24 protein-coding genes are annotated in these 21,072 nt (G+C 70.8%); 9 read left to right on the top strand and 15 right to left on the bottom strand.

Annotated elements, in window-relative coordinates; translation table 11 throughout:
• Positions 1-234 (bottom strand): hypothetical protein (locus Msi02_RS21060; protein WP_204049899.1); only part of this gene is annotated, 234 nt, incomplete at its 3' end.
• Between the two features lie 195 nt (positions 235-429).
• Between Msi02_RS21060 and Msi02_RS21055 the strand changes: the two genes are divergently transcribed.
• Positions 430-849, top strand: coding sequence for a nuclear transport factor 2 family protein (locus Msi02_RS21055; protein ID WP_204049898.1), 420 nt, complete (start codon positions 430-432; stop codon positions 847-849).
• A gap of 8 nt (positions 850-857) precedes the next feature.
• Here Msi02_RS21055 and Msi02_RS21050 read toward each other — a convergent pair whose 3' ends face one another.
• The 5 genes from Msi02_RS21050 to Msi02_RS21030 form a co-directional block, all read right to left on the bottom strand.
• Complete coding sequence (locus tag Msi02_RS21050) at positions 858-1,577, bottom strand: HAD family hydrolase (protein WP_204049918.1); 720 nt, start codon at positions 1,575-1,577, stop codon at positions 858-860.
• Between the two features lie 90 nt (positions 1,578-1,667).
• On the bottom strand, positions 1,668-2,300 hold the full coding sequence (locus Msi02_RS21045) for an HAD family hydrolase (protein ID WP_079320921.1): 633 nt from the start codon (positions 2,298-2,300) through the stop codon (positions 1,668-1,670).
• Positions 2,301-2,350: 50 nt separating this feature from the next.
• Positions 2,351-2,857 (bottom strand): DUF6912 family protein, encoded by a 507-nt coding sequence (locus Msi02_RS21040; protein ID WP_204049897.1) that lies wholly within the window; start codon positions 2,855-2,857, stop codon positions 2,351-2,353.
• 29 nt (positions 2,858-2,886) lie between these two features.
• Positions 2,887-3,561: an HAD family hydrolase gene (locus Msi02_RS21035; RefSeq protein ID WP_079320922.1), complete on the bottom strand. Its 675-nt coding sequence runs from the start codon at positions 3,559-3,561 to the stop codon at positions 2,887-2,889.
• Positions 3,562-3,601: 40 nt separating this feature from the next.
• Complete coding sequence (locus Msi02_RS21030; RefSeq protein WP_204049896.1) at positions 3,602-4,399, bottom strand: YbaB/EbfC family nucleoid-associated protein; 798 nt, start codon at positions 4,397-4,399, stop codon at positions 3,602-3,604.
• 83 nt (positions 4,400-4,482) lie between these two features.
• On the opposite strand from Msi02_RS21030, the gene Msi02_RS21025 reads away from it, so the two are divergent.
• Genes Msi02_RS21025 through Msi02_RS21015 form a run of 3 tightly spaced genes read left to right on the top strand, consistent with a single transcriptional unit; the run spans position 4,483 to position 5,968 of the window.
• Positions 4,483-4,815, top strand: a complete 333-nt coding sequence (locus Msi02_RS21025) for a hypothetical protein (protein ID WP_204049895.1) — start codon at positions 4,483-4,485, stop codon at positions 4,813-4,815.
• The gene (locus Msi02_RS21020; RefSeq protein ID WP_204049894.1) at positions 4,806-5,735 is read left to right on the top strand and encodes a hypothetical protein; all 930 of its coding nucleotides are present in this window, start codon (positions 4,806-4,808) and stop codon (positions 5,733-5,735) included. The genes Msi02_RS21025 and Msi02_RS21020 overlap by 10 nt, the downstream gene beginning before the upstream one ends.
• Complete coding sequence (locus Msi02_RS21015) at positions 5,732-5,968, top strand: hypothetical protein (RefSeq protein WP_204049893.1); 237 nt, start codon at positions 5,732-5,734, stop codon at positions 5,966-5,968. Before Msi02_RS21020 ends, Msi02_RS21015 begins: the two co-directional genes overlap by 4 nt.
• 22 nt (positions 5,969-5,990) lie before the next feature.
• On the opposite strand, the gene nagZ is transcribed toward Msi02_RS21015, so the two are convergent.
• From nagZ to Msi02_RS20980, 7 genes are all read right to left on the bottom strand, one after another.
• Positions 5,991-7,304, bottom strand: a complete 1,314-nt coding sequence (gene nagZ, locus Msi02_RS21010; protein WP_239108576.1) for a beta-N-acetylhexosaminidase — start codon at positions 7,302-7,304, stop codon at positions 5,991-5,993.
• A 57-nt stretch (positions 7,305-7,361) separates the two neighbouring features.
• A complete protein-coding gene (gene ptsP, locus Msi02_RS21005; protein ID WP_239108580.1) occupies positions 7,362-9,038 on the bottom strand; it encodes a phosphoenolpyruvate--protein phosphotransferase in 1,677 nt (558 codons plus the stop codon).
• An 89-nt stretch (positions 9,039-9,127) separates the two neighbouring features.
• The gene (locus Msi02_RS21000; RefSeq protein WP_079313265.1) at positions 9,128-9,385 is read right to left on the bottom strand and encodes an HPr family phosphocarrier protein; all 258 of its coding nucleotides are present in this window, start codon (positions 9,383-9,385) and stop codon (positions 9,128-9,130) included.
• Between the two features lie 24 nt (positions 9,386-9,409).
• On the bottom strand, positions 9,410-10,048 hold the full coding sequence (locus tag Msi02_RS20995; RefSeq protein ID WP_179154971.1) for an HAD family hydrolase: 639 nt from the start codon (positions 10,046-10,048) through the stop codon (positions 9,410-9,412).
• Positions 10,049-10,055: 7 nt separating this feature from the next.
• Complete coding sequence (locus Msi02_RS20990; RefSeq protein ID WP_079313267.1) at positions 10,056-10,502, bottom strand: PTS sugar transporter subunit IIA; 447 nt, start codon at positions 10,500-10,502, stop codon at positions 10,056-10,058.
• A gap of 80 nt (positions 10,503-10,582) precedes the next feature.
• A complete protein-coding gene (locus Msi02_RS20985) occupies positions 10,583-10,819 on the bottom strand; it encodes a PTS sugar transporter subunit IIB (protein WP_079313268.1) in 237 nt (78 codons plus the stop codon).
• A 33-nt stretch (positions 10,820-10,852) separates the two neighbouring features.
• Positions 10,853-11,887 (bottom strand): SIS domain-containing protein, encoded by a 1,035-nt coding sequence (locus Msi02_RS20980; protein ID WP_204049892.1) that lies wholly within the window; start codon positions 11,885-11,887, stop codon positions 10,853-10,855.
• A gap of 153 nt (positions 11,888-12,040) precedes the next feature.
• Here Msi02_RS20980 and Msi02_RS20975 point away from each other — a divergent pair, with 153 nt between their 5' ends.
• From Msi02_RS20975 to Msi02_RS20965, 3 genes are all read left to right on the top strand, one after another.
• The gene (locus Msi02_RS20975) at positions 12,041-12,781 is read left to right on the top strand and encodes a GntR family transcriptional regulator (RefSeq protein ID WP_193202539.1); all 741 of its coding nucleotides are present in this window, start codon (positions 12,041-12,043) and stop codon (positions 12,779-12,781) included.
• 28 nt (positions 12,782-12,809) lie between these two features.
• The gene (locus Msi02_RS20970; RefSeq protein ID WP_204049891.1) at positions 12,810-14,144 is read left to right on the top strand and encodes a PTS transporter subunit EIIC; all 1,335 of its coding nucleotides are present in this window, start codon (positions 12,810-12,812) and stop codon (positions 14,142-14,144) included.
• A 266-nt stretch (positions 14,145-14,410) separates the two neighbouring features.
• Positions 14,411-14,863, top strand: coding sequence for an Rv3235 family protein (locus Msi02_RS20965; protein ID WP_204049890.1), 453 nt, complete (start codon positions 14,411-14,413; stop codon positions 14,861-14,863).
• Between the two features lie 50 nt (positions 14,864-14,913).
• Here Msi02_RS20965 and secA read toward each other — a convergent pair whose 3' ends face one another.
• Entirely contained in the window at positions 14,914-17,715 is a 2,802-nt protein-coding gene (gene secA / locus Msi02_RS20960; RefSeq protein ID WP_204049889.1) for a preprotein translocase subunit SecA, read from the bottom strand.
• A gap of 218 nt (positions 17,716-17,933) precedes the next feature.
• Here secA and Msi02_RS20955 point away from each other — a divergent pair, with 218 nt between their 5' ends.
• Positions 17,934-18,206 carry an HGxxPAAW family protein gene (locus Msi02_RS20955; protein ID WP_079313274.1) on the top strand — a complete coding sequence of 91 codons (273 nt, stop codon included), beginning with the start codon at positions 17,934-17,936 and terminating at the stop codon, positions 18,204-18,206.
• A 68-nt stretch (positions 18,207-18,274) separates the two neighbouring features.
• The gene (locus tag Msi02_RS20950; protein WP_239108575.1) at positions 18,275-19,483 is read left to right on the top strand and encodes a winged helix-turn-helix domain-containing protein; all 1,209 of its coding nucleotides are present in this window, start codon (positions 18,275-18,277) and stop codon (positions 19,481-19,483) included.
• Positions 19,484-19,531: 48 nt separating this feature from the next.
• Here the strand turns inward: Msi02_RS20950 and Msi02_RS20945 are convergent, their stop codons facing one another.
• Positions 19,532-20,860 carry an alpha/beta hydrolase gene (locus Msi02_RS20945; protein ID WP_204049888.1) on the bottom strand — a complete coding sequence of 443 codons (1,329 nt, stop codon included), beginning with the start codon at positions 20,858-20,860 and terminating at the stop codon, positions 19,532-19,534.
• Positions 20,861-21,072 lie beyond the last annotated feature (212 nt).

Raw genomic sequence — 21,072 nt, 5'->3', positions numbered from 1 at the left:
GGCTTGCGCGGACTCACGAAGAGAACCGACCAACACCCACGACGACCGGGCCTTGTCGCGACCGACACTGTCAGCGCCGGACGCGCCCTCGCTCGGGTCCTGGCTCGCGTGCTCGCGGGCGGCCGATCCCTCGGACGACCACAGAGGCGAATCGGCGATCAACCGATCCCACCAGCCGTCATCAGTCTTGTTCGTACGACGAGGGCGATCAGCATTCGGATCGAACAGATCCATCACGCCCCCTCGGTCAATTCGAAAACTTGTATGAATTCTTTCACCCCTTCTCTGCGGGAAGCAACCGAGCGAATGGATTAGTTGGAGTTGCAGGTGCATCGGGGCGAACCCGAAAAACCGCCCCCATCGCGATCCGCGCCTCTTTTACCCGGCTGGTAATCGACCCGCCGCGCCTCCACCGGACACGCTTGCGCCATGAGCAATGACACTCGCGAAATCGTGGAAGAACTGCTGCGCCGGCTGGCCGAGGGCGATCACGACCGTACGGCGGAGTTGTTCGCCGAGCCGGTCGACTGGCTGCTCAGCTGGCCCGCCGAAGGGCATCCCGCGGTGCCATGGATCCGATCGCGGTCGAGCCGCGCCGACGTGGCCGACCATTTCCGATCGCTGGAGGCCCACCACGTGCCCGAACTGAACGACACCTCGGTGACGCGGATCCTGGTGGACGGGCCGGACGCCGTCGTGCTCGGTGAGATCGCGCAGACGGTCCGGGACGGCGGCGCCTCGTACACCTCGCCGTTCGCGCTCCACCTCACGGTGGAAGACGGGCTCGTCACCCGCTACCACATCTACGAGGACAGCCTCACGGTCGCGCGGGCCCTGACCCCCGCCTGATCAGCGGGTCAGTGGGCCGTACGGCCGGCCGGGGTGGTCAGGCGGGCGACGGCGGCGACGACCTCGGAGGGGTTGGACAGGTCGGACAGCACGATGTCGGCGCCCGCCTCGTGCAGTTCGGCGGCCGTGGACCGGCCCGACGCGACACCGATCATGGCCGCGCCGCCGATCTTCGCCGCCTGGACGTCACGCGTGGAGTCGCCGATCAGGACGGTGTTGCCGGCGGTGAAGGCGGCGCCGTAACGGGCCTTGGCCCGTCCCTGCGCCACCTGCAGCAGGGTGGCCTTCGGATAGACCTCCTCGCCGTAGCCGCCCACCTCGACGTTGATCCACTTGTCCAGCCCGAACGCCTTGAGCTTGTGTACGGCGTTGCTCTTGATGGTGCCGGTGAGCACCGACTGCACGACGCCGTCGAGGCGGGACACGGCCTTGAGCGCGTCCTTGGCGCCGGGCATCGCGCGGCCGTCCTTGGCCAGCCGGTCGCGCCGCTCCGCGAAGGTGACGGCCAGCGCGTCGACGAACTTGGGCAGGTGGTGGTCCTCGACGGCGATGCCGTTGACGGCCAGCGTCTCGAAGATGATCTCCGAATCGGGCCGGCCGAGCGCCGGTGCGAGTTTCACCAGCGGCCGCCCTGTCACCATCCGGAACGCGTCCGCGTAGGCGTCGCGAGTGACGATGGCGACGTCGACGAGCGTCAGGTCGATGTTCCAGAGAACGAGACGGTTGATCGCGGCCTCCGTGGGGGTGCGTGATGGCTCGTGCTCAGCGTACGGCCGACTCGGAGCGCATCAAGCCCCCCACCGTCTCGTGGGAGGTGGTCAGACGAGATCGAGGGCGTTGGCCAGCGAGTCCACCACCGGGACCCCGACGCCCTCCAGCTCCGACCGCCTGGTCATGCCGCCCGTGTAGAGGATGGCGCGAGCGCCGACGTGCTGGGCCGCGTGGGCGTCGTCCACGCTGTCACCGATGACGACGACCTTCGCCGAGTCGACGCCGAGCGCGCGCAGGTGCTCCACCATGTGCTCGGCCTTGTGGCCGCCGGTCGCCGCGCGCGAGCCGTCGATCCGGGTGAAGTGGCCGTCGATGCCGAACTCGCCGGTCTTGCGGACCAGCCGTTCGTGGCCCCACATGGACAGCAGCGACTGCGTGCGGCCCGACTCCTCCCAGGCACGCAGGCTCGACAGCGCCCCCTCGGCGAGGCTGCACGCCTCCATCAGCCGGTGGTAGTGCTCGTGGAAGCCCGCGTCGAGCAGTTCCCACTCGCCCTCCCGGAGCGGCCGGCCGAGCATTCGCTCGTACGCCACCCAGATGGGGCGGGTGTACACCTCGCGGAAGCCCTCCGCGTCGTACGGCCCCAGGCCGTACGGCTGGAAGAGCTCGTTGGTCGCGCCGACGACGGCGTCGATGTCGTGGAAGAGCGTCCCGTTCCAGTCCCAAACAATGTGTGTCATCTCGCCTCCAGCTTAGACGCCGGGCGTGACAACTCCATGAACTCCGCGGGTCAGGTGAGCAGATCCGGGATCTCCTGCGTGGCGTACCACAGCAGCTCGTGGTCCTCCGCGCCGTCCACGACGAACTGCGCGTCGTCGTCCCCGCCGTCGGCCGCGGGCAGTGCCGCGATCGCCGCCTCCACGTCCGCTACGGCGTCGGCGTCGTCCACGTGGACCGAGGCGACCAGCCGCATCGGGATCGGCTCCAGCACCCGCACGCGGGCGCGCTCCTCCAGATCGGCGCCGGCCTTCACGGTCTCGTCGGGCACCTCGGCCGCGATCACGACTCGCCGGGCGGCCACCTCGACGCCGTCCTTGCGGTCGGCGGCCAGCATGCGCAGGGAGGCCCGGGCGGCCTCGGTCAGCGCGACGTATTCCAGCTCCTCGTTGTCACCCGAGACGTACCACTCGATCAACGCGGGGGTGACCGCGAAGCCGGTCAGCGGGGCCGGGCCCAGCTCCCCCGCGGCGACGACGCGCGCCAGTGCGGGAATAGTGGACGGCAGATAGACGCGCATGCGTTCCTCGACTCGGTCTCTGGTTCAAGCTACAGACGGGCGTCCGCGCCGGGCTCGCGGAAGGACAGGCCGAACAGGCGCTCCATCTCGGCGATGGTCGCCGCGGGCTCGCTGTGGTGAACGCCGACCAGGCCGATCGAGCGTGCCGCCAGGATGTTCGCCTCGATGTCGTCGACGAACACGCACTGCCCCGGCTCGAGCCCCAGCAGGCCGAGCGCGTGCCGGAAGATCCGTTCCTCGGGCTTGCGCATGCCGACCTCTCCCGAGATGACGACCGCGTCGAAGAGCACCTCCCAGCCCTCACGCGAGTAGTGGTCGCCCCAGGAGTTGGACACCAGGCAGGTGCCGAGCCCCGCCACGCGAGCCTGGCGGAGCATCTCGTTCATCTCCTCGACCGGCCGGAACCCGGCGAACATCCGGGTGAGCAGGCCGTCGGCCTCCGGCGGGCCGCCGTCGAGGGTCACCAGCCGGGCCGCCAGGGCGCGCTCGAACTCGAGGACCGGAATCTCGCCCCGTTCGAGCGCGTGGATCGGGTTCTCCCCGTCCGGCTCGACGCCGGCCCGGTACGCCTGCGTGACCAGCGCGCGCATGACCTCCCGGTAGTGCCGGGGGTCGATCCGGTCCGCCTCGATCCACTCCGCGATCGACTCGGCCAGGCTCGTGGTCAGAACCCCGCCCCAGTCGATCAGCACACCCTTGAGCACCGCGCCTCCCACCCGACGTGCCTACAAATATAGGGAGTGGTCAGTCGGGCCGCTCGAACGGCTTGAGCAACCCGCCGAACCACTCGTCGATGGTGTCCGGGCCGAACGACTCGCCGGGCGCCATCTCCCGCAGCGCGTCACTCACCAGCTGACGGCTCTGCCGTTCCGCGTCCTGCTGCGCCCGGCGCAGGGCCAGCAGGAGTTCCTCGGCCACCGTCCGGCTGGGCAGGCGCATGGCACGAGGCTCGATGACGACCTCACGCACCTGGCCGTACGCCGTCGTGACGGCCTGGATCCGGCCGTCGGCCGCCCGGCCGTGGCCGGTGACGGCCTCGATCTCGCGCTGTCCGTCCTCCAGCCATGCCTCGATCTGTGCGGCCCGCTCCGCGTCCTGCTCCAGATCGTCGACCCGGTCCGCGGCATGGGGGCCGAAGGCGTCCGCTCCCGCGTCCAGCTCCTGGGCGAGCTGGTCGAACCGATGACGCACGAACATCTCGTCGAGCGGTGCGGCCAGCCCGGTCACCCTGGTCTGGGCGGCGGCGACGAGCTTGTCGGTCCGCTCCTTCGCGGCGTCCTGGGCGACCCGGATCGCCTTCGTCACCTCCGCGCTCAAGACGGCCGCGTCGAGCCGCATGACCCGCGGGTCCAGTGTGATCATGGTGACCTGTCCCCGGCCGTCGGCCCTGGCCCTCACCAGGCCGTCGGCGCCCACCCCTTCGCCGGTGACCTGCCGGATCCCGGCCTGGACGTCCGCGAGGCCGCGCATGACGTCCTCGGCCTGGCGAATCATCTGCTCCAGCAGCTCCAGGTCGCTGCCACCCGGAAACGACAGGGACAAGTACTCCTCCACAAAAAGGATAAAAGGCGTTTACTGTGCAATTCACCCGACCGTAATTCGCCGGTCATGCTAACGTGCCGCGCATGTACGGGGAACTTGGCATCGAACACAGCGGGGTGGACAGGGCCGCCTCTCGCCTGACGGAGCACGGCGACGAGTTCGTAACTGCCCTTCAGTATCTGCGCGAGCGAGCGGGATCCGCCTCGTGGGGTGACGACGGCCTGTTCGGCGCCTTCGTGGCCGCGTACAACCGCTGCGCTCTGACCGCCGTCGAGGCGTACGCGCACCTCGGAGGGACGGTGGGCGGCACGGGAGAGGCGCTCGCGGTCGCGCGCCGGCGGGTGTCGGACGCCGAGGACGACGCGGGCCGCCAGATCGCCCAAGCGCACGACGAACAGGGACCGGCATGGGCCTGATGCCGCCGGACTGGGCGCAGCCGGTCGCGAGCCTGGTGAACTTCCCGAAGATCGACGAGGCCGACATCCGCACGGAAATCCGCCCGTGGCAGGTCGTGCAGGCCGGCGCCGCCTCCGGGGGGACCGGCGCGGAGGACGAGGTCAGGCGGCTGCCTGGCGTGTACCAGGGCGTGTCCGCCGGCGCGATGCAGAACAACTGGAACAAGACCGGGACCACGGAACACCTCCGCGCGGCCGTCGGGGCCGCCGCGTACGCGCCGGCGGTGCTCGAAGGCACGGCCAGCGCGGTGACCGCCACGAAGGTGGCCGTCATCACTCAGGCCGTCGCGGGCGCGACCAGGCTGGCCTCGGTCCTCGTCGCGGGCGGTCCGTTCGCCGCGGCCTCCGCCACGGCCGGGCTTCTCGCCACCCGGTACGCCATGCGGAAGATCCTCCGGGAGGCCGAGGAGGGCGGCGCCCGGGTTCTGGCCCCGGCCGTCACGCGGCACGTCACCGAACCGCTGGAACGCATCCTCAAGAACACCCGCGGCCCGTTCGGAGGCGGCCCGTCCCTGGCGGGTGCGGGCGGCCCCCACGTTCCCCTGCGGGGCGCGCCCCTGCGTACGGCGGGTGAGACGGGGCCCCGCGGCGGCGTCAAGCTGGACATGGGGAGGAGCCGCAAGCCCTATTCCAGGCAGAGCGGCCCCCAGCTGTCCTCGGCGGAGCAGGCCGCGCTGGACGCGAAGAAGGCCGGTCAGCCGTATGACAGAAAGGCCGCACGAGCGGCCGAGCAGAAGGTGAAGACCGGCGAGAAGCTCGACGGCGAGCGCAACGCGCAGAAGCGCGGCACCCAGAACAATCAGTCCAACCAGAACAACCAGAGCAGTCAGTCCAACCAGAGCAGTCAGGGCAAGAAGAAGCGCCGGTGGGGATCTTCGTGACACAACCGATCGCCAATCAAATGCACCACTTCACCCAGAACAATCCGGAGGGGATTGGACAGGACAGCGTGCCGGCGCTGCTCCGCCGGGTCGCGACCACGATCGAGGAACTGGGCCAGATCGAGGTGTACGACCTGATCATGCACAACGAGATCACCGACGACGGGACGAACTGGCCGTCGATAACGGTGTACTTCGACTACACCCAGACCGACGAGCCGGAAGAGGACTAGCCGGAGTAGGACGCGCCCGCCATCACCTGACGGCGGCGAAGACGCGCTCTGCGATCTTGTGATGCGCGGCGGACTTCAGCGCGCCGGGGTCGGTGCGGATCGGGCCGAAGACGCCGCGCTTCTCCTTCAGCCGCAGGATCCGCAGCACCGACTCGTCGAGCCTGCGCTCGGAGATCCGGCCCGACTTCACCGCGTCGAGCACGGCGTCGTACGCCTTGGGCAGGTTCGGCGGCATGAGGAGCATGTCGGCCCCGGCGAGCACGGCCCGCACGGCGACCTCGGCGTCGCCGTACTTCTTCCGCACCCCGGCCATGTCGAGCGCGTCGGTGCTGATCACACCGTCGAAGCCGAGTTCCTCGCGGAGCAGGCCGGTGAGGATGCGGTGGGACAGCGTCGCGGGGTCGCCGGAGGGGTCGAGCTTCGGCATCACCACGTGCGCCGACATGATCGCGTCCACGTCGTGCGCGATCGCCGCGCGGAACGGCGGCGCGTCCAGCTTCCGCCACTGCGCCTTCGAGTGGGTGATGACCGGCAGGCCCGTGTGGCTGTCGACCGAGGTGTCCCCGTGGCCGGGGAAGTGCTTGGCGACGGAGGCCACGCCCGCCGCGTGGAAGCCGTCGACGGCCGCCCCGACCATCGCGGCCACCTTCCCCGGGTCGGAGCCGTACGCGCGGGGCCCGATCACGGGGTTGCGGGGGTTGATGTTGACGTCGGCCACCGGCGCGAAGTCTAGCGAGATGCCGAGGTCGCGCAGCTCCTCACCGGTCGCCCTGGCGACGTCGCGCGCGTTCGCCGTCTTGCCGGTCTCCCCGATCTCCGACGCGCCGGGAAACTTGGTGACGAGAGACCTGAGCCGGGAGACGAGGCCGTTCTCCTGGTCCACGCCGATCATGAGCGGCGCCTCGCCCGACCTGGCCGCCGCCTCGCGCAGGCCGGTGGTGAGCGCGGCCACCTGGCTCGCGCCGGAGACGTTGCCCGCCCAGTCGAACAGGATGACCCCGCCGGGGCGGAACTTCTCCACCACCTGCGCCGGGGTCGCCACGCCGTACCGCGCCTCGTTCTCCTTGCTCGCCGCCCCGGCCTTCTGGCCCCACACCACGATGGTGAAGAGTTGCGCGACCTTGTCGCGCAGGCTCATCGCCGCGAGCGTCCGCTCGGCCTGACCGCCGGAGGGCCGGGCCGACGGCGACAAGGACGGCGAGGAGGACGGCGCGGACACGGACGCCGGCGCGGACGCGCGCGGCGAGGGCGCCGGGCTCGCCGCGCCGACGCCGGACGAGCATCCGGTCACGAGGAGGGCGGCGAGCATGACGACACCGTGTCTGATTCGTGGCACGTTCTTTACCGTAGTCGTGCCTGGCCGTGACCGGGCCCGGAACCCGGTCACGGCCGGTCAGAGCGCGAGTGCGTCCAGGCCGGGAAGCTCCGCCCGGGCGGCGGCCTTGGCGGCCCGCGCCGAGGTGGCCGAGCGCGCCGCGGCGGCGGCCGCGCGGCACTGCTCGAGCGTGTGCCGCGACAGGGCGGCGCGCACCCAGGGCAGCGCGGGGGCGCCCATGGACAGCGAGGTGACCCCCATGCCGACGAGCACACAGGCGAGCACCGGATCGGCCGCGGCCTCGCCGCAGACCCCGCAGCCCTTGCCCGCCTCCGAGGCGGCCGAGGCCGCCATCGCGATCAGGTCGAGCACGGCCGGATGCCACGGGTCCTGCAGCCCGGCGACGGCGCTGACCTGGCGGTCGGCCGCGAGCGCGTACTGCGTGAGGTCGTTGGTCCCGATCGAGAAGAAGTCGACGGCCCGGATGAGGTCCGCCGCCCGCAGCGCCGCCGACGGCACCTCGATCATGATGCCCGCGCCGTCGAGCCCCGCCGTACGGCAGGCCTCGGCGAACCACTCGGCCTCCTCGACGGTGGCCACCATCGGCGCCATGACCTGGACTTTGGCCGAGACGCCCGCGGCGGCCCGGGCCAGCGCGCCGAGCTGGGCGGTCATGATCTCCGGATACCGGCGGAACATGCGCAGGCCGCGCTCTCCGAGCGCCGGGTTCGGCTCCTCCTCAGGCGGCGGCAGGAACGCCAGCGGCTTGTCGGCGCCGGAGTCGAGCGTGCGCACCACCACGCGGCCCTCAGGGAACGCCTCGAACACCGCCCGGTAGGCCTTCTCCTGCTCGCTTCCCGACGGCGCGGTCTCGCGGTCGAGGAAGAGGAACTCGGTGCGGTAGAGGCCGACGCCCTCGGCGCCGTTGGCCAGCGCGCTCTCCAGGTCGCGGGGGCCGCCGATGTTCGCGAGCAGGGGAACGGGGTGGCCGTCGGCGGTCGCTCCGGGGCCGGTGGCCGCCGACAGCACCGCCCGCCGCGCCTCCTCGGCGGCGCGCGCCTCGGCCACGCGGGCCGGGTCCGGCGCGAGCAGCACCTGGCCGGACGCGCCGTCGACCAGCACGGAGGTGCCGGGGGCGATCGCGGTCGCGCCGGCGCAGCCGACGACGGCGGGCACGCCCATCGAGCGGGCGAGGATCGCCGTGTGGCTGGTCGGCCCGCCCTGCTCGGTGACGAACGCGGCGACCACGTCCTTCGACAGCAGCGCGGTGTCGGCCGGGGCGAGGTCCTTGGCGATGAGCACGAACGGCTCGGCGGCGCTGGCCGGCACGCCCGGCATGGGCAGGCCGGTGAGCACGGCGATCACCCGGTCGCGGATGTCGTCGAGGTCCGCCACGCGCTCGGCCAGGTAGCCGCCGGCCGCCGCGAGCAGGTCCCGATACTTGCCGAAGGCGTCGAAGACGGCGCGCGGGGCGGCCACGCCCCGGTCGATGAGCTCGCCGACCTCCATGGCCAGGCTCGGGTCGCGGGCCATCAGCGCCTGCGCGCCGAGCACCTCCTGGGCCTCGCCGCCCGCCCTGGCGCCCCTCGCCTCCAGGTCGGCGGCCACCTCCTCGACCGCCCGCTCGGCGCGGGCCCGTTCGGCGGCGGCGTCGCCGTCGTGGCGCGCCTCCTTGTCGGGCTCGGGGATCTCACCCGCGAGCACGTGGGCCGGGCCGTACCCGGCCCCGGGGCTGACCCCGGTACCGGCAAGCACAGTGCCGGCCAGCGACGTGCCGGCCGGCGGCCGCGCACCGTTGTCGTCCCCCGCCGTCGTCCCCGTCTTCTCCTGCCCGTCCACTGGCGTCAGGAGGCCGAGGCGATCTGGGCGAGCTCGTCGAGCAGCTCTTCGGCGCCCTCGCCCTCCGCGCTGATCACGATCGACTCCCCCTGCCGTACGTCGAGCGCCAGAACCGACAGGATGCTCTTCGCGCTCACCGGCGAACCGCCCGCCTTCGCGATGGTGACGTCGAAGGGCACCTTCGCCGCGGTCTGCACGAACGTCGCCGCCGGGCGCGCGTGCAGCCCCACCTCGGACGCGACGCTCACTGTGCGTTCGGCCACGTTTCCTCCTCCTGCAGCGGTGGTCTAGACCGCCGGTAGTTCCGTCAAAGGCCAGTCAATACCCGACATATCGGGTATTACCAGATCCGCGTGCGAGAGTTCATCCGGATGATGAGTGGTGGCCACCGCAACGCAGGTCATACCCGCAGCCCGAGCCGCCGCTATCCCGGCGAGCGAGTCCTCGAACACCACGCATTCGGCCGGATCCACCGCGAGCAGGTCGGCCGCCATGAGATAGCCGGACGGGTCGGGCTTGCCCACGGTCACGTCCTCGGCGGAGACGATGGTCCGTACCACCTCCACGACGCCGATGTCGGTGAGCCGCTCCACCGCCCACCATCGCTGAGCCGAGGTGACCAGGGCCAGCGGAGCCCCCTGCTCCGCGACCCGGGACACCAGCTCCGCCGCCCCCGGGACCGGCACGATGCCGGGCAGGTCCGGATGGTCGTAGTAGGAGCGGATCTCCTCCATCACGACCTCAGGATCCATGCCGGGCAGCACCTCGGGGATCACGTCCACCCCGCGCCTGCCCATGACGCGCCGCAACAGCGTCTCGTCGTACGTGATGCCGCGGTCGTCCAGGAACATCCGCCACAGGGCGCGGCTGCGGACCTCGGTGTTGACCAGGGTGCCGTCGAGATCGAAGAGCGCCGCCTCCGTCACCTCAGCATCACGACCACTCGAACAGCGGGTCACCCGCGGCCACGCCGCCCTCGGCGATCTCGCCGACCGAGCCCGCCACGGCGTCGAGCGCCACCACGGGGCAGACCGGCGAGCGCCCGCCGGCCTCGACCGTCGCGGGGTCCCAGGCCACGACGGGCTGCCCGGCGCTGACGCGGTCCCCCTCCGCCGCGAGCAGGCGGAAGCCCTCGCCCTTGAGTTGCACGGTGTCGATGCCGAGATGCACCAGCACGCCCCTGCCGTCGTCCCCCACCACGACGTACGCGTGCGGGTGCAGCTTCACGATCGTGCCGTCGATCGGGGCCAGGGCCTCGACGGGCTGCCTGAGGGGGTCGATCGCGGTTCCCGGGCCGACCATCGCCTGCGAGAACACCGGGTCCGGCACGGCGGCCAGGCCGATGGCCGCCCCCGCGACCGGGGCGAGAACAGTCGTCAATGAAGAGCCCTTCCCTGAGATCCGGGCAGGCGTCGCCACAGGTCCGCCGAGACCGGCGGACCCGCGACGATCTCCCGGGTTCAGCCGATGATGTCCTCGATGTCGCTGGCGATGGTGTCGGCCTCGGGGCCCACCACGACCTGGACGACGTTGCCCGCCGCCATCACTCCGTGGGCGCCGGCCGCCCTGAGCGCGGCCTGGTCCACCTTCGAGGCGTCGTGCACCTCGGTGCGCAACCGGGTGATGCACGGCTCCACTTCGATGATGTTGTCGGCGCCACCGAGCCCGGCGATGATCGCCTCGGCGTCTGCAGCCATGGGGGTCCTCCTGTTGTTCGGCCGGTCTGTCGGTCAGTCGGTCTGCGTGACCTTCTTCAGACCGCGGGGGGAATCGGGGTCGATACCGAGCCTGCGCGCGAGCGCCTCGGTGAGCAACTGCCCGGGGACGATGAGTCCCAGCGGAGCCACCCACTCGGGCAGGTCCGGACCGTTCAGGGCGGCGGTCGAGGCGGAGGCGAGCCGTTCGCCGCCCCCGACGCCGAAGGCGGCGGCGCCCGCGCCGGTGACCCGCTCGGCCAGCGCGACCGTGCCCGCCAGGGTCGGGCCCTGCCCGGCCGCCACCAGGATCGCCGGGGTCTCGGCGTCGACGACCGCGATCGGGCCGTGCAGCAGGTCGGCGTACGACAGGCCCATGGCGTGCAGGTAGCACGCCTCCTTGAGCTTGAGCGCCAGCTCCAGCGCGGTCGAGAAGGCCAGGCCGCGGCCGGAGACGACGACGCCGGGCTTGTCGGCCAGGCCCTCGACCACGGCGTCCAGGTCGCCGGGGTCGGAGATCAGCTTCTCCACCGCGTCCGGCACCCGGCGCAGGTCGTCGGGGTCCACGTCGGCGCCGAGCCCGATCGCGAGGACGGCCAGCGCGGCGAGCTGGGTCGTGTAGGTCTTCGTGGCCGGGACGGCCTTCTCCTCGCCGGCGAGCGTGCACAGTGCGAGGTCGGCGGCCTGGGCCAGCGGCGACTCCTCGCCGCCGTTGGTGATCGCTACGGTCTTCGCGCCGCAGTCCTTCGCCCACTGGAGGGTCTCGACGATCTCCTCCGTACGGCCGGACTGGGACAGGCCGACGGCCAGCACCCCGTCGAGGTCGAGCTTGCGGCGGTAGGTGGTGGCCACCGAGGGGGCGCCCATCGCGGCCATCCGGCCCGCCCGCGCCTCGATCAGGTAGCGGCCGTAGACCGCCGCGTTGTCCGAGGTCCCGCGGGCGACGAACAGCAGGTGGCGGGTGCCCCGCGCGACCGCCTCGACTTCGCCGGTCCTCGGAAGGAGGGCGTCCAGCGTCGCCCGAATCGCGGCGGGCTGCTCGGCGATCTCACCGCGCATCCTGGTCGTCATCGATGATCATCCTCTGCTTGGCGAGATTTGTCCGTTATCGATCCGTCGCCGGCCCATACATTGACACACATTTCCCGGCTGTGGTCTAGTCCGGACTAGACCAGTAAGAACCTTAACTTATTCGGACGATCCAGAGCGAGAGGGGAGGGATCAGTGGCCCAGATCGATCCGGCCAGCCCGGTGCCCAAGTACTTCCAACTGCGGGAAATCCTGCTCGATCTGATCGAGAACAACGAGCTGCCGATCGGCGCGGCGATCCCCTCCGAACGTGACCTGAGCCAGCGCTTCGACCTGTCCCGAATGACGGTACGGCAGGCCGTCGACCACCTGGTGTCCGAGGGCCGGTTACACCGGGTCCCAGGCAAGGGCACGTTCGTGGCCCGCCCGAAGATCGAGCTGGCACTCCAACTCACCTCCTTCACCGACGACATGCGGGCGCGCGGCATGGAGCCGGGCTCCCGCGACCTGGACCGGCGGGTGGTCCGGGCCAGCGCCCACCTCGCACGGCAGCTCGGCATCCAGCCGGGAGACGCCGTCCACTTCATCGAGCGGCTGCGCACGGCGGACGGGGAACCGCTGAGCATCGAGCGCGCCCACATCCCGGTCGCGCTCGCACCCGATCTCGATGCCTACGACCTGACCGGACGATCCCTGTACGCCCTGCTCGAGTCGCGCTACGGGCTCGTGATGGACGCCGGGGAGCTGACCATCGACGGCGGCCTCGCCGATCCGAGCGACGCCGACCTGCTCAAACTCCCCCGTGGCGGGGCCGTCCTGCTGCTGCAGCGCCGGTCCTTCGCCGGCGGGGTATGCGCCGAACTCGGCGTCTCCACCTATCGCGCCGACCGCTACCAGCTCCGGACGCTCCTCGGAGCCCCGGCCAGACGCCTCTAGTAGTCCCCCCATCCTGGAGGAACACCCGATGAGTTCCACCTCCGCCGACGCGGGCCTGCCCGCCGCACCCCCCAGCCAGAACGCGGTGATGACGGTGCTTTCCCGCATCGGCCGCTCGCTGATGCTCCCGATCGCGGCGCTGCCCGCCGCGGCCATCCTTCTCCGGATCGGCCAGGACGACCTTCTGGGCCGTACGGACAACGCGACGCTCGACAAGATCGCCCATGTCATCGGCGGGGCGGGCGACGCGCTCTTCGCCGCGCTGCCGCTGCTGTTCGCGGTGGGCGTCGCGGTCGGCTTCGCCCGGCGGGCCGACGGCTCGACCGCCCTGGCGGCCGTGGTCGGCTATCTCGTCTGGGACCGGGTCACCCACCTGATGTTCTTCGACGCCGCGGCGGACTCCGCCGTGCACAAGCAAGTGGCCCAGACCATCGTGGGGGCGGACGGCAAGCCGACCGAAGCGCTCAACCTCGCGGCGGCCAACCCCACCAGAGTGCTCGGCGGCATCCTGATGGGCCTCGTCGCGGCGATCCTGTGGCAGCGGTACTACCGGACCAAGCTCCCCGCGTGGCTGGCCTTCTTCGGTGGCCGCCGCTTCGTGCCGATCCTCACCGCACTGGCCGGGCTCGTGCTCGGCGTCGTCTTCGGCCTGGTCTGGCAGCCCATCGGTGAGGGGCTGAGCAACTTCGGCGACTGGCTCGCCGCCAACTCCACGATCGGCGCGGGCATCTACGGAGTCGTGAACCGCGGCCTGATCCCTCTCGGCCTGCACCACTTCGTCAACTCCATCGTGTGGTTCACCGTGCCGGAGTGCACCGTGGGCGCCACGCACGCCGCGGGCGACCTGAACTGCTACTTCGCGGGGCAGGACGGCGCCGGCGCGTTCATGGCGGGCTTCTTCCCGGTCATGATGTTCGGTCTCCCGGCCGCGGCGATCGCGATGTGGCGGGCCGCCCCGCCGCACCGCCGCGCGGCGGTCGGCAGCATCATGATCTCCTCCGCCCTGATCTCGTTCGTCACCGGCATCACCGAGCCGATCGAGTTCGCGTTCATCTTCGTGGCCCCGATCCTGTTCGCGGCGCACGCGCTGCTCACCGGTGTCTCGATGGCCCTGGTCGCGGCCCTGGACGGACGGCTCGGCTTCGGGTTCTCCGCGGGCTTGATCGACGCCGGCCTCAATGCGTCCAAGGACAACACGCACAACTTCTGGCTGATCATGCTGATCGGCGTCGTCTACTTCGTCCTCTACTACCTGATCTTCAGCTTCCTCATCAAGAAGCTGAACATCATGACGCCCGGTCGCGAACCCGAGCCCGACGTGGACTCCGGGGAGAGCGCCGACACGGCGCGTGCCCGCGCCTGACGCGTCAGGTCCCCCTCTCAGGGAGCAGGGGCGCCCGGTGATCCCGGGCGCCCCTGTTGTGTTTCCCGCCATTGCGGATGCCGCTAATTGCCGATCACCCCGTACTCAAATCCGAGGCGGCCACGCCAACCCGGAGGAATCTTCCCGGACGAACGGCGGCACAAAGGCTCGCGACTTGGCAAAGTTGGCGTTTCCCCGTATCAGGGCGGCTGACCGCAACCTCTATTAGGCGTCAGATTCACGGCGCACGAGAGCGGAGTCCCCCGATGCCCAAGCCCGTCCCCCTGCCACGGCTCGCGTCCGTCCCCCCGGCCGATCCTCCGTACGACGAGCGTGACGGCGGCGGCCACGTGACGCGTCCCGGCACGTACGGCGCACTCGCCCTGGCCCCCGTCCCGCGCCGTACGGGCACGCCCACGGACGAGCGCCGCCTGCGAGGGCTCGGCCAGGCGCTCGCGGAGATCCTGGCGGGCCGCAGGCCGCCGGAGACCGTCCAGGACCGGCTGACCGAGCGGGCCTACCGCGAACTGGTCCGGGCCGGGAAGATGATCGACACCGAGCGGCCGCCGCTGACGGGCCTTCCCCACGTGCAGCGGCCGCGTGACGGCGTGATCGAGATGTGCCTGCTCGTCCACTGCGGGCCGCGCAGCCGCGTGCTCGCCGTACGGCTGGAGCGGCAGGGCGTTCAGTGGCTGGTCACCGAGTTCGAGACCGCGTGACATGCGAAGGACCCCACCGGAACGGCCGGCGGGGTCCTTCTCACCTCACGTCACGCCTGCTGGTTGCGCGGGTCGCCGTGGCAGCGCTTGAACTTCTTGCCCGAGCCGCAGGGGCAGGGCGCGTTGCGCTCGGTGTCGCCGTACGCGGCGCGCTGCTCGGGGGTCGACCGCACCCGGCTGACCTCCACGTCGCCGCTCTCGCCCGGCGCGGTGTAGACCATCTCCGTCGGCCGCGACGGCTGCCGCAGCGCCCGGGCGATGATCGAGCCGGTCTCGGAGAGCGCCGTGTCCTCCTCGGCGTTCTCCTCGACGATCGGGTTGGCCTGCACCTCGACTTCGAGGTTGAACAGGTAGCCGACCGACTCCTCCTTGATGCCGTCGAGCATCGCGGAGAACATCTCGTAGCCCTCGCGCTGGTACTCGATCAGCGGGTCCTTCTGGGCATAGGCACGCATGCCGATGCCCTCCTGGAGGTAGTCCATCTCGTAGAGGTGCTCGCGCCACTTGCGGTCGAGCACCGAGAGGATGACCCGGCGCTCCAGCTCGCGCATCGCCTCGGCGCCGAGCTGCTCCTCGCGGCGGTCGTAGGCCGCGAACGCGTCCTCCTTGACCTTCTCTGCGATGAGCTCCGCCGTCAGCTCCTCCCGGTCGCCGCCGGCCTGCTCGATGAGCTCGTCGACGGTGAAGGAGATCGGGTAGAGCTGGCCGAACGCCTTCCACAGCTTCTCGAGGTCCCACTCCTCGGCGAAGCCCTCGGCGGTGGCGCCCTTGACGTAGTCGTCGATGACGTCGCCGACGAAGCCGCGCACCTGCTCGTGCAGGTCGGCGCCCTCCAGCACCCGCCGCCGCTCGGCGTAGATCACCGTGCGCTGGCGGTTCATCACCTCGTCGTACTTCAGGACGTTCTTGCGGATCTCGAAGTTCTGCTGCTCGACCTGGTGCTGCGCGGAGGCGATGGCCTTGGAGACCATGCCCGACTCGATCGGCACGTCGTCCGGGATGTTGAGCCGCGTCATGATCATCTCGACCCTGGCCGAGTTGAACAGCCGCATGAGGTCGTCCTCGAGCGACAGGTAGAAGCGCGACTCACCGGGGTCGCCCTGACGGCCGGAACGACCGCGGAGCTGGTTGTCGATACGCCGCGACTCGTGCCGCTCGGTGCCCAGCACGTAGAGCCCGCCGAGCTCGGTGACCTCCTCGTGCTCGGCCTTGACGGCCTCCTTGGCCTTCTCCAGCGCCTCGGGCCAGGCCTTCTCGTACTCCTCCGGAGTCTCGGACGGCGACAGGCCGCGCTGCTGAAGCTCCAGGTCGGCGCGGAACTCGGGGTTGCCGCCGAGCATGATGTCGGTGCCTCGACCGGCCATGTTGGTCGCCACGGTGACGGCGCCCTTGCGGCCCGCCTCGGCGACGATCGCGGCCTCACGGGCGTGGTTCTTCGCGTTCAGCACCTCGTGCGGGACGCCCTGACGCTTGAGCATCCGCGACAGCTTCTCGGACTTCTCGACGCTGGTGGTGCCCACGAGGACCGGCTGGCCCTTCTCGTAGCGGGCCTTGATGTCCTCGACGCACGCCTGGAACTTGGCGTCCTCGGTCTTGTAGACGACGTCGGGCTGGTCCTTGCGGATCATCGGCCGGTTCGTCGGGATCGGGACGACGCCCAGCTTGTACGTCTGGTGGAACTCGTTGGCCTCGGTGGCGGCCGTACCGGTCATGCCGGCGAGCTTCTCGTAGAGGCGGAAGTAGTTCTGCAGCGTGATCGTGGCGAGAGTCTGGTTCTCGTCCTTGATCTTCACGCCCTCCTTGGCCTCGATGGCCTGGTGCATGCCCTCGTTGTAACGACGGCCGTGCAGGACGCGCCCGGTGAACTCGTCGACGATCAGGACCTCGCCGTCGACGACGATGTAGTCCTTGTCCTTCTTGAACAGTTCCTTGGCCTTGAGTGCGTTGTTGAGGAACTGCACGAGGTGGGTGTGCTCGGGCTTGTAGAGGTTGTCGATGCCGAGCCAGTCCTCGACCTTCTCCACGCCAGCCTCGAGGATGCCGACGGTGCGCTTCTTCTCGTCGACGACGTAGTCGCCGGTGCTCTCCTCGCCGTCCTTGCCCTCGGTGCCGCGCCGCAGCCTCGGCACGATCTTGGCGAACTCCTGGTACCACTTGCCCGACTGCTCGCCGGGGCCGGAGATGATGAGCGGGGTCCTGGCCTCGTCGATCAGGATCGAGTCGACCTCGTCCACGATGGCGAAGTTGTGGCCGCGCTGGACGCACTCCTCGATCGACCACGCCATGTTGTCGCGGAGGTAGTCGAAGCCGAACTCGTTGTTCGTGCCGTACGTGATGTCGGCGCTGTACTGCTTGCGGCGCTCCTCCGGCGACATGTTGGCCAGGATGACCCCGACCTCCAGGCCCAGGAAGCGGTGGACGCGGCCCATGGTCTCGGCGTCGCGCTTGGCCAGGTAGTCGTTGACCGTGACGACGTGGACGCCCTTGCCGGAGATCGCGTTGAGGTAGGCGGGAAGCGTACAGGTGAGCGTCTTGCCCTCACCGGTGCGCATCTCGGAGATGTTGCCCATGTGCAGGTTGGCGCCACCCATGAGCTGCACGTCGAAGTGGCGCTGCCCGAGGACCCTGCGGGCGGCCTCGCGGACGGTCGCGAACGCTTCCGGCAGCAGGTCGTCGAGGGACTCCCCCTCGGCGTGACGCTGCTTGTACTCGGCGGTCAGCGCGCGGAGCTCGGCGTCGGACAGGCTCTTGAAGTCCTCTTCGATGGAGTTGACCTGCTCGGCGATGCGCTTGAGCTTCCGCAGAGTCTTGCCTTCGCCGGCGCGAAGGATCTTGTCGAGAATGGCTGGCACTTTTAGTAAAGCTCCTCGCAGGTCTACCCCGGCCGATCACCGGGGTGTGAGGACGAGACATACTTCCCCGCTAGCCATCGTAGGCGGTTCCCGTACCAGACACACCCACCTGCAATCGACGGAGCGCCGCGGCACAATCGCATATCTCAAAGGGGAAAACCGCCCCCAAGGTTCCCCCGATGTTCCGACCACCTCCGCCATCAGGTAGAAAACGGGGTATGGCACAGAGCGGACACCAGGGCAGCCACGCGGGAAGCGCCAAATCTTGGCTCGCCGTCATCATCATCCTCATCGGCTTCACGTTCGGGGGTGTGGCGCTGACCCTCGGGCCGAACTGGCTCTTCGTCTGGATCGGCGTGGGCATCTGCGCCGTCGGCGGGCTGCTCGCGCTCGCGTTCGACATCTTCTCGGACGTGATCGTGGACGCCCCCCGGCAGGTTCCGGTACAGGAGCACCACTCGCCGTTCGAGCACCGGTCCATCACCTCCTGAGGCCTTCCAGGCCCGCGCCCCAACCGCCGTAAGCGTTTTGTCGGTCACGGCGTCTAGCATCTCTGGCTGTGACCGACCTGACCGCCGACGAGGCCCGCAGGATCATCCTCCGGGCCCAGGGTTTCCTCGGCGCCACCGCCCGCGGCGGCGGCGTTCCTGCCATGCTGCGGCGCGTCGGCGCCGTCCAGCTCGACACCATCTCCGTCCTCGCCCGCTCCCACGAGCTCGTCGCGTACGCGCGCCTCGGGCCGGTCGGCCGCTCCGTGGTCGAGCGGGCCTACTGGGACGATCCCGCCCGTGCCTTCGAGTACTGGTGCCACGCCGCCTGCATCCTGCCCATCGAGCAGTGGCCGCTGTACGCCTTCCGCCGCCGCGCCTACCGGGAGCGGCGCTTCCGCTGGCACGAGGTGCCGCCCGTGGTCGACAAGGTCCTGGAGCAGGTGCGCTCGGACGGCCCGATCACGACGGCCGACATCGGCGGCGCCAAGAACGGAGGCCCGTGGTGGGACTGGTCGGACACCAAGATCGCCATCGAGTTCCTGCTCGACATCGGTGAGGTCGTCTGCACCCGCCGCGTCGGCTGGCGGCGCGTCTACGAGCTCGCCGAGCGCGCGGTCCCGGCGGACCTGCTCGCCCAGGACCTGTCCGACGACGAGTGCGTGACCCGGCTGACCACGATCGCCGGGCGGTCGCTCGGCGTGGCGACCAGGGCGGACCTGGTCGACTTCACCCGCGTCAAGGGCGGGCACGCCGCCATGCTCGACGAGGCGCTGCTGAGCGGCGCCGCCGGCCTCGTGCCCGTACGTGTGTCCGGCTGGCCCGCACGGCGCGGCGCCGGCGCGGACGGGCCGAACGCCTGGGCGGACCCCGCCGCGCTGGAGAGCGAGCCGCGCGGGCGGCACCGCACCACGCCGCTGTCGCCGTTCGACTCGCTCATCTGGGAGCGGGCGCGGGCCGAGCGCGTGTTCGGCCTCAACCACCGCCTGGAGGCGTACGTCCCGAAGGACAAGCGGGTGCACGGCTACTTCGCGATGCCGGTGCTCGCGGGCGGGCGCATCATCGGCCGGGTCGACCCGGCCCGCGAGGGCGCCACGCTGGTCGCCCGGCAGGTCGGATTCGAGCCGGGCGGCGGCCGTGCCAGGGCCGTGGAGGCGATGAGCGACGCCCTGTGGGAGGCCGCGAGCTGGGTCGGCTGCACCGACGTGCGGGTGGAGCGGGTCGGCACGCCGGACCTGGAGGCCCCGCTACGCGCCGCCGTGGCCCGCGGCCCTCTCTAGGCCGGCGCAGCCGGGCGTGCCGTCGACGCGGCAGGGGCGACAGCCCGGTCACGGCGGACCCTCGTACCCCGCCGGCGGCGCGGCGGCGGTGTAGGAGGGCAGAGGCAAGGGCCGGTCGGTGAGGAACGCCGTGATGGCGGCCACCACCGTCGTGTTCCCATCGTGGTAGACGTTGTGGCCGGCGCCGTTCACGTAGATCAGCCGGGAGTTCGGCAGCAGATCGCGGTACGTCGTGGCGGAGCGCCAGGACAGGTAATCGCAGGAGCCCTTGATGATCAGCGTCGGCGTGGGCAGGCCGGCCAGCGCCGGGCGGGGGTCGCTCGGCCGGAGGGCGGTCGCCGACTGCGGGTACTGCATCGCGTAGAAGCCGGTGCCCTGCACGGGCCGCTCCGCAGGCACCGCGCCCCGACAGTACAACGCCGGCCGGGCCAGTTCGAGCACCACGTCGTTACGGGCGTCGGCCTCGGCGTCGGGCAGGAACGAGTGCGCCGCGGCCGGGTTCACCTGCAGCAGGAGGTAGCCGAGCAGCGAGCGCGGCTGCAGCAGGGTCCCGTAGAGCTGCGCCTTGCGGGCCGGGTCGAGCCGGCCGCTGACCAGGTTGACGCTGGTGTCGGCCGGATCCAGCGGCCCGGGAGAGGTCAGGACCAAGCCGGCGACACGGTCAGGATGGGCGGCGAGGTATCTCGCGGCGATCTCGCCGCCGTTTGAGTGGCCGATCAGGATGACCTTGGACAGTCCGAGTCGGCTGCGCAGGCCTTCCAGGTCCGCCACCGCGCGTCCGCGGGTGTAGCCGCGCGGATCGTCCAGCCGCGTCGAGCCGTCGGTGCCGAGCTGCGCGTAGAGGTAGACATCGAATCCCTGGTCGGTGAGGGAGGCGAACGCTTTGGCGTTGTCCTGCAGTTCCGGCACGCCCGGGCCCCCGTGCACGACGACGATCGGCGAGCGGCTCGCCCCGCCGCGTGCGGGCAGTTTGATCACGGTGAGCGTGGACCCGGTGGACACCTGGACCGGCGAGGCACCGGCCATGGCCGTGGCGGCGGGCGACGGGGGCGCGGGCGCCAGGGCCGCCCAGGCGAACACCGCGCCGGGCACCAGCGAACCTGCCGTGAACGCCACCCGTCGTGCCGTGCGCCGGTGTCCGGGCGACACCCGCCTCGCCGTGACAAGCACTGCGCCGGCGTAAGCGACGGCCAGGAAGACGATTGCCGCGGCGGTCATGAAAAGCATCGGCACAGGGGTGACGACGGCGGCCGCCAACAGCACGGCCAGACCGCACAACCCCGCCCCGGCGGTGACGGCGGCTACGGCCAGGCAGGTCACCAGCCGCGATCGTCGCCGAGACGTCGGCCGCGATCCCGGCTCAGCACTCTCGTCCATGGTCTCCTGGGTCACGGAGCCACAGTCAATCCCAACCCCGGCTCCGCGCGCCTCAGGGAAAAACCTGAACGTCCCCCTGAAAAGCCTGAATGATCAAGGCTGACTGCCCTGCACCGGCCCGCACCGCGACGACCCGGCGCTCACCTCCCGCCGGGCCGGGGTGACGGCGCCCGGGTCCACCTACGTCAGGCTCCCTCGGCGGCCCTTTCGGG

The organism is Microbispora siamensis, from assembly GCF_016863095.1.
Classification (GTDB): Bacteria; Actinomycetota; Actinomycetes; order Streptosporangiales; family Streptosporangiaceae; genus Microbispora; species Microbispora siamensis.
This window is presented reverse-complemented; position numbering and strand designations above follow the sequence as displayed.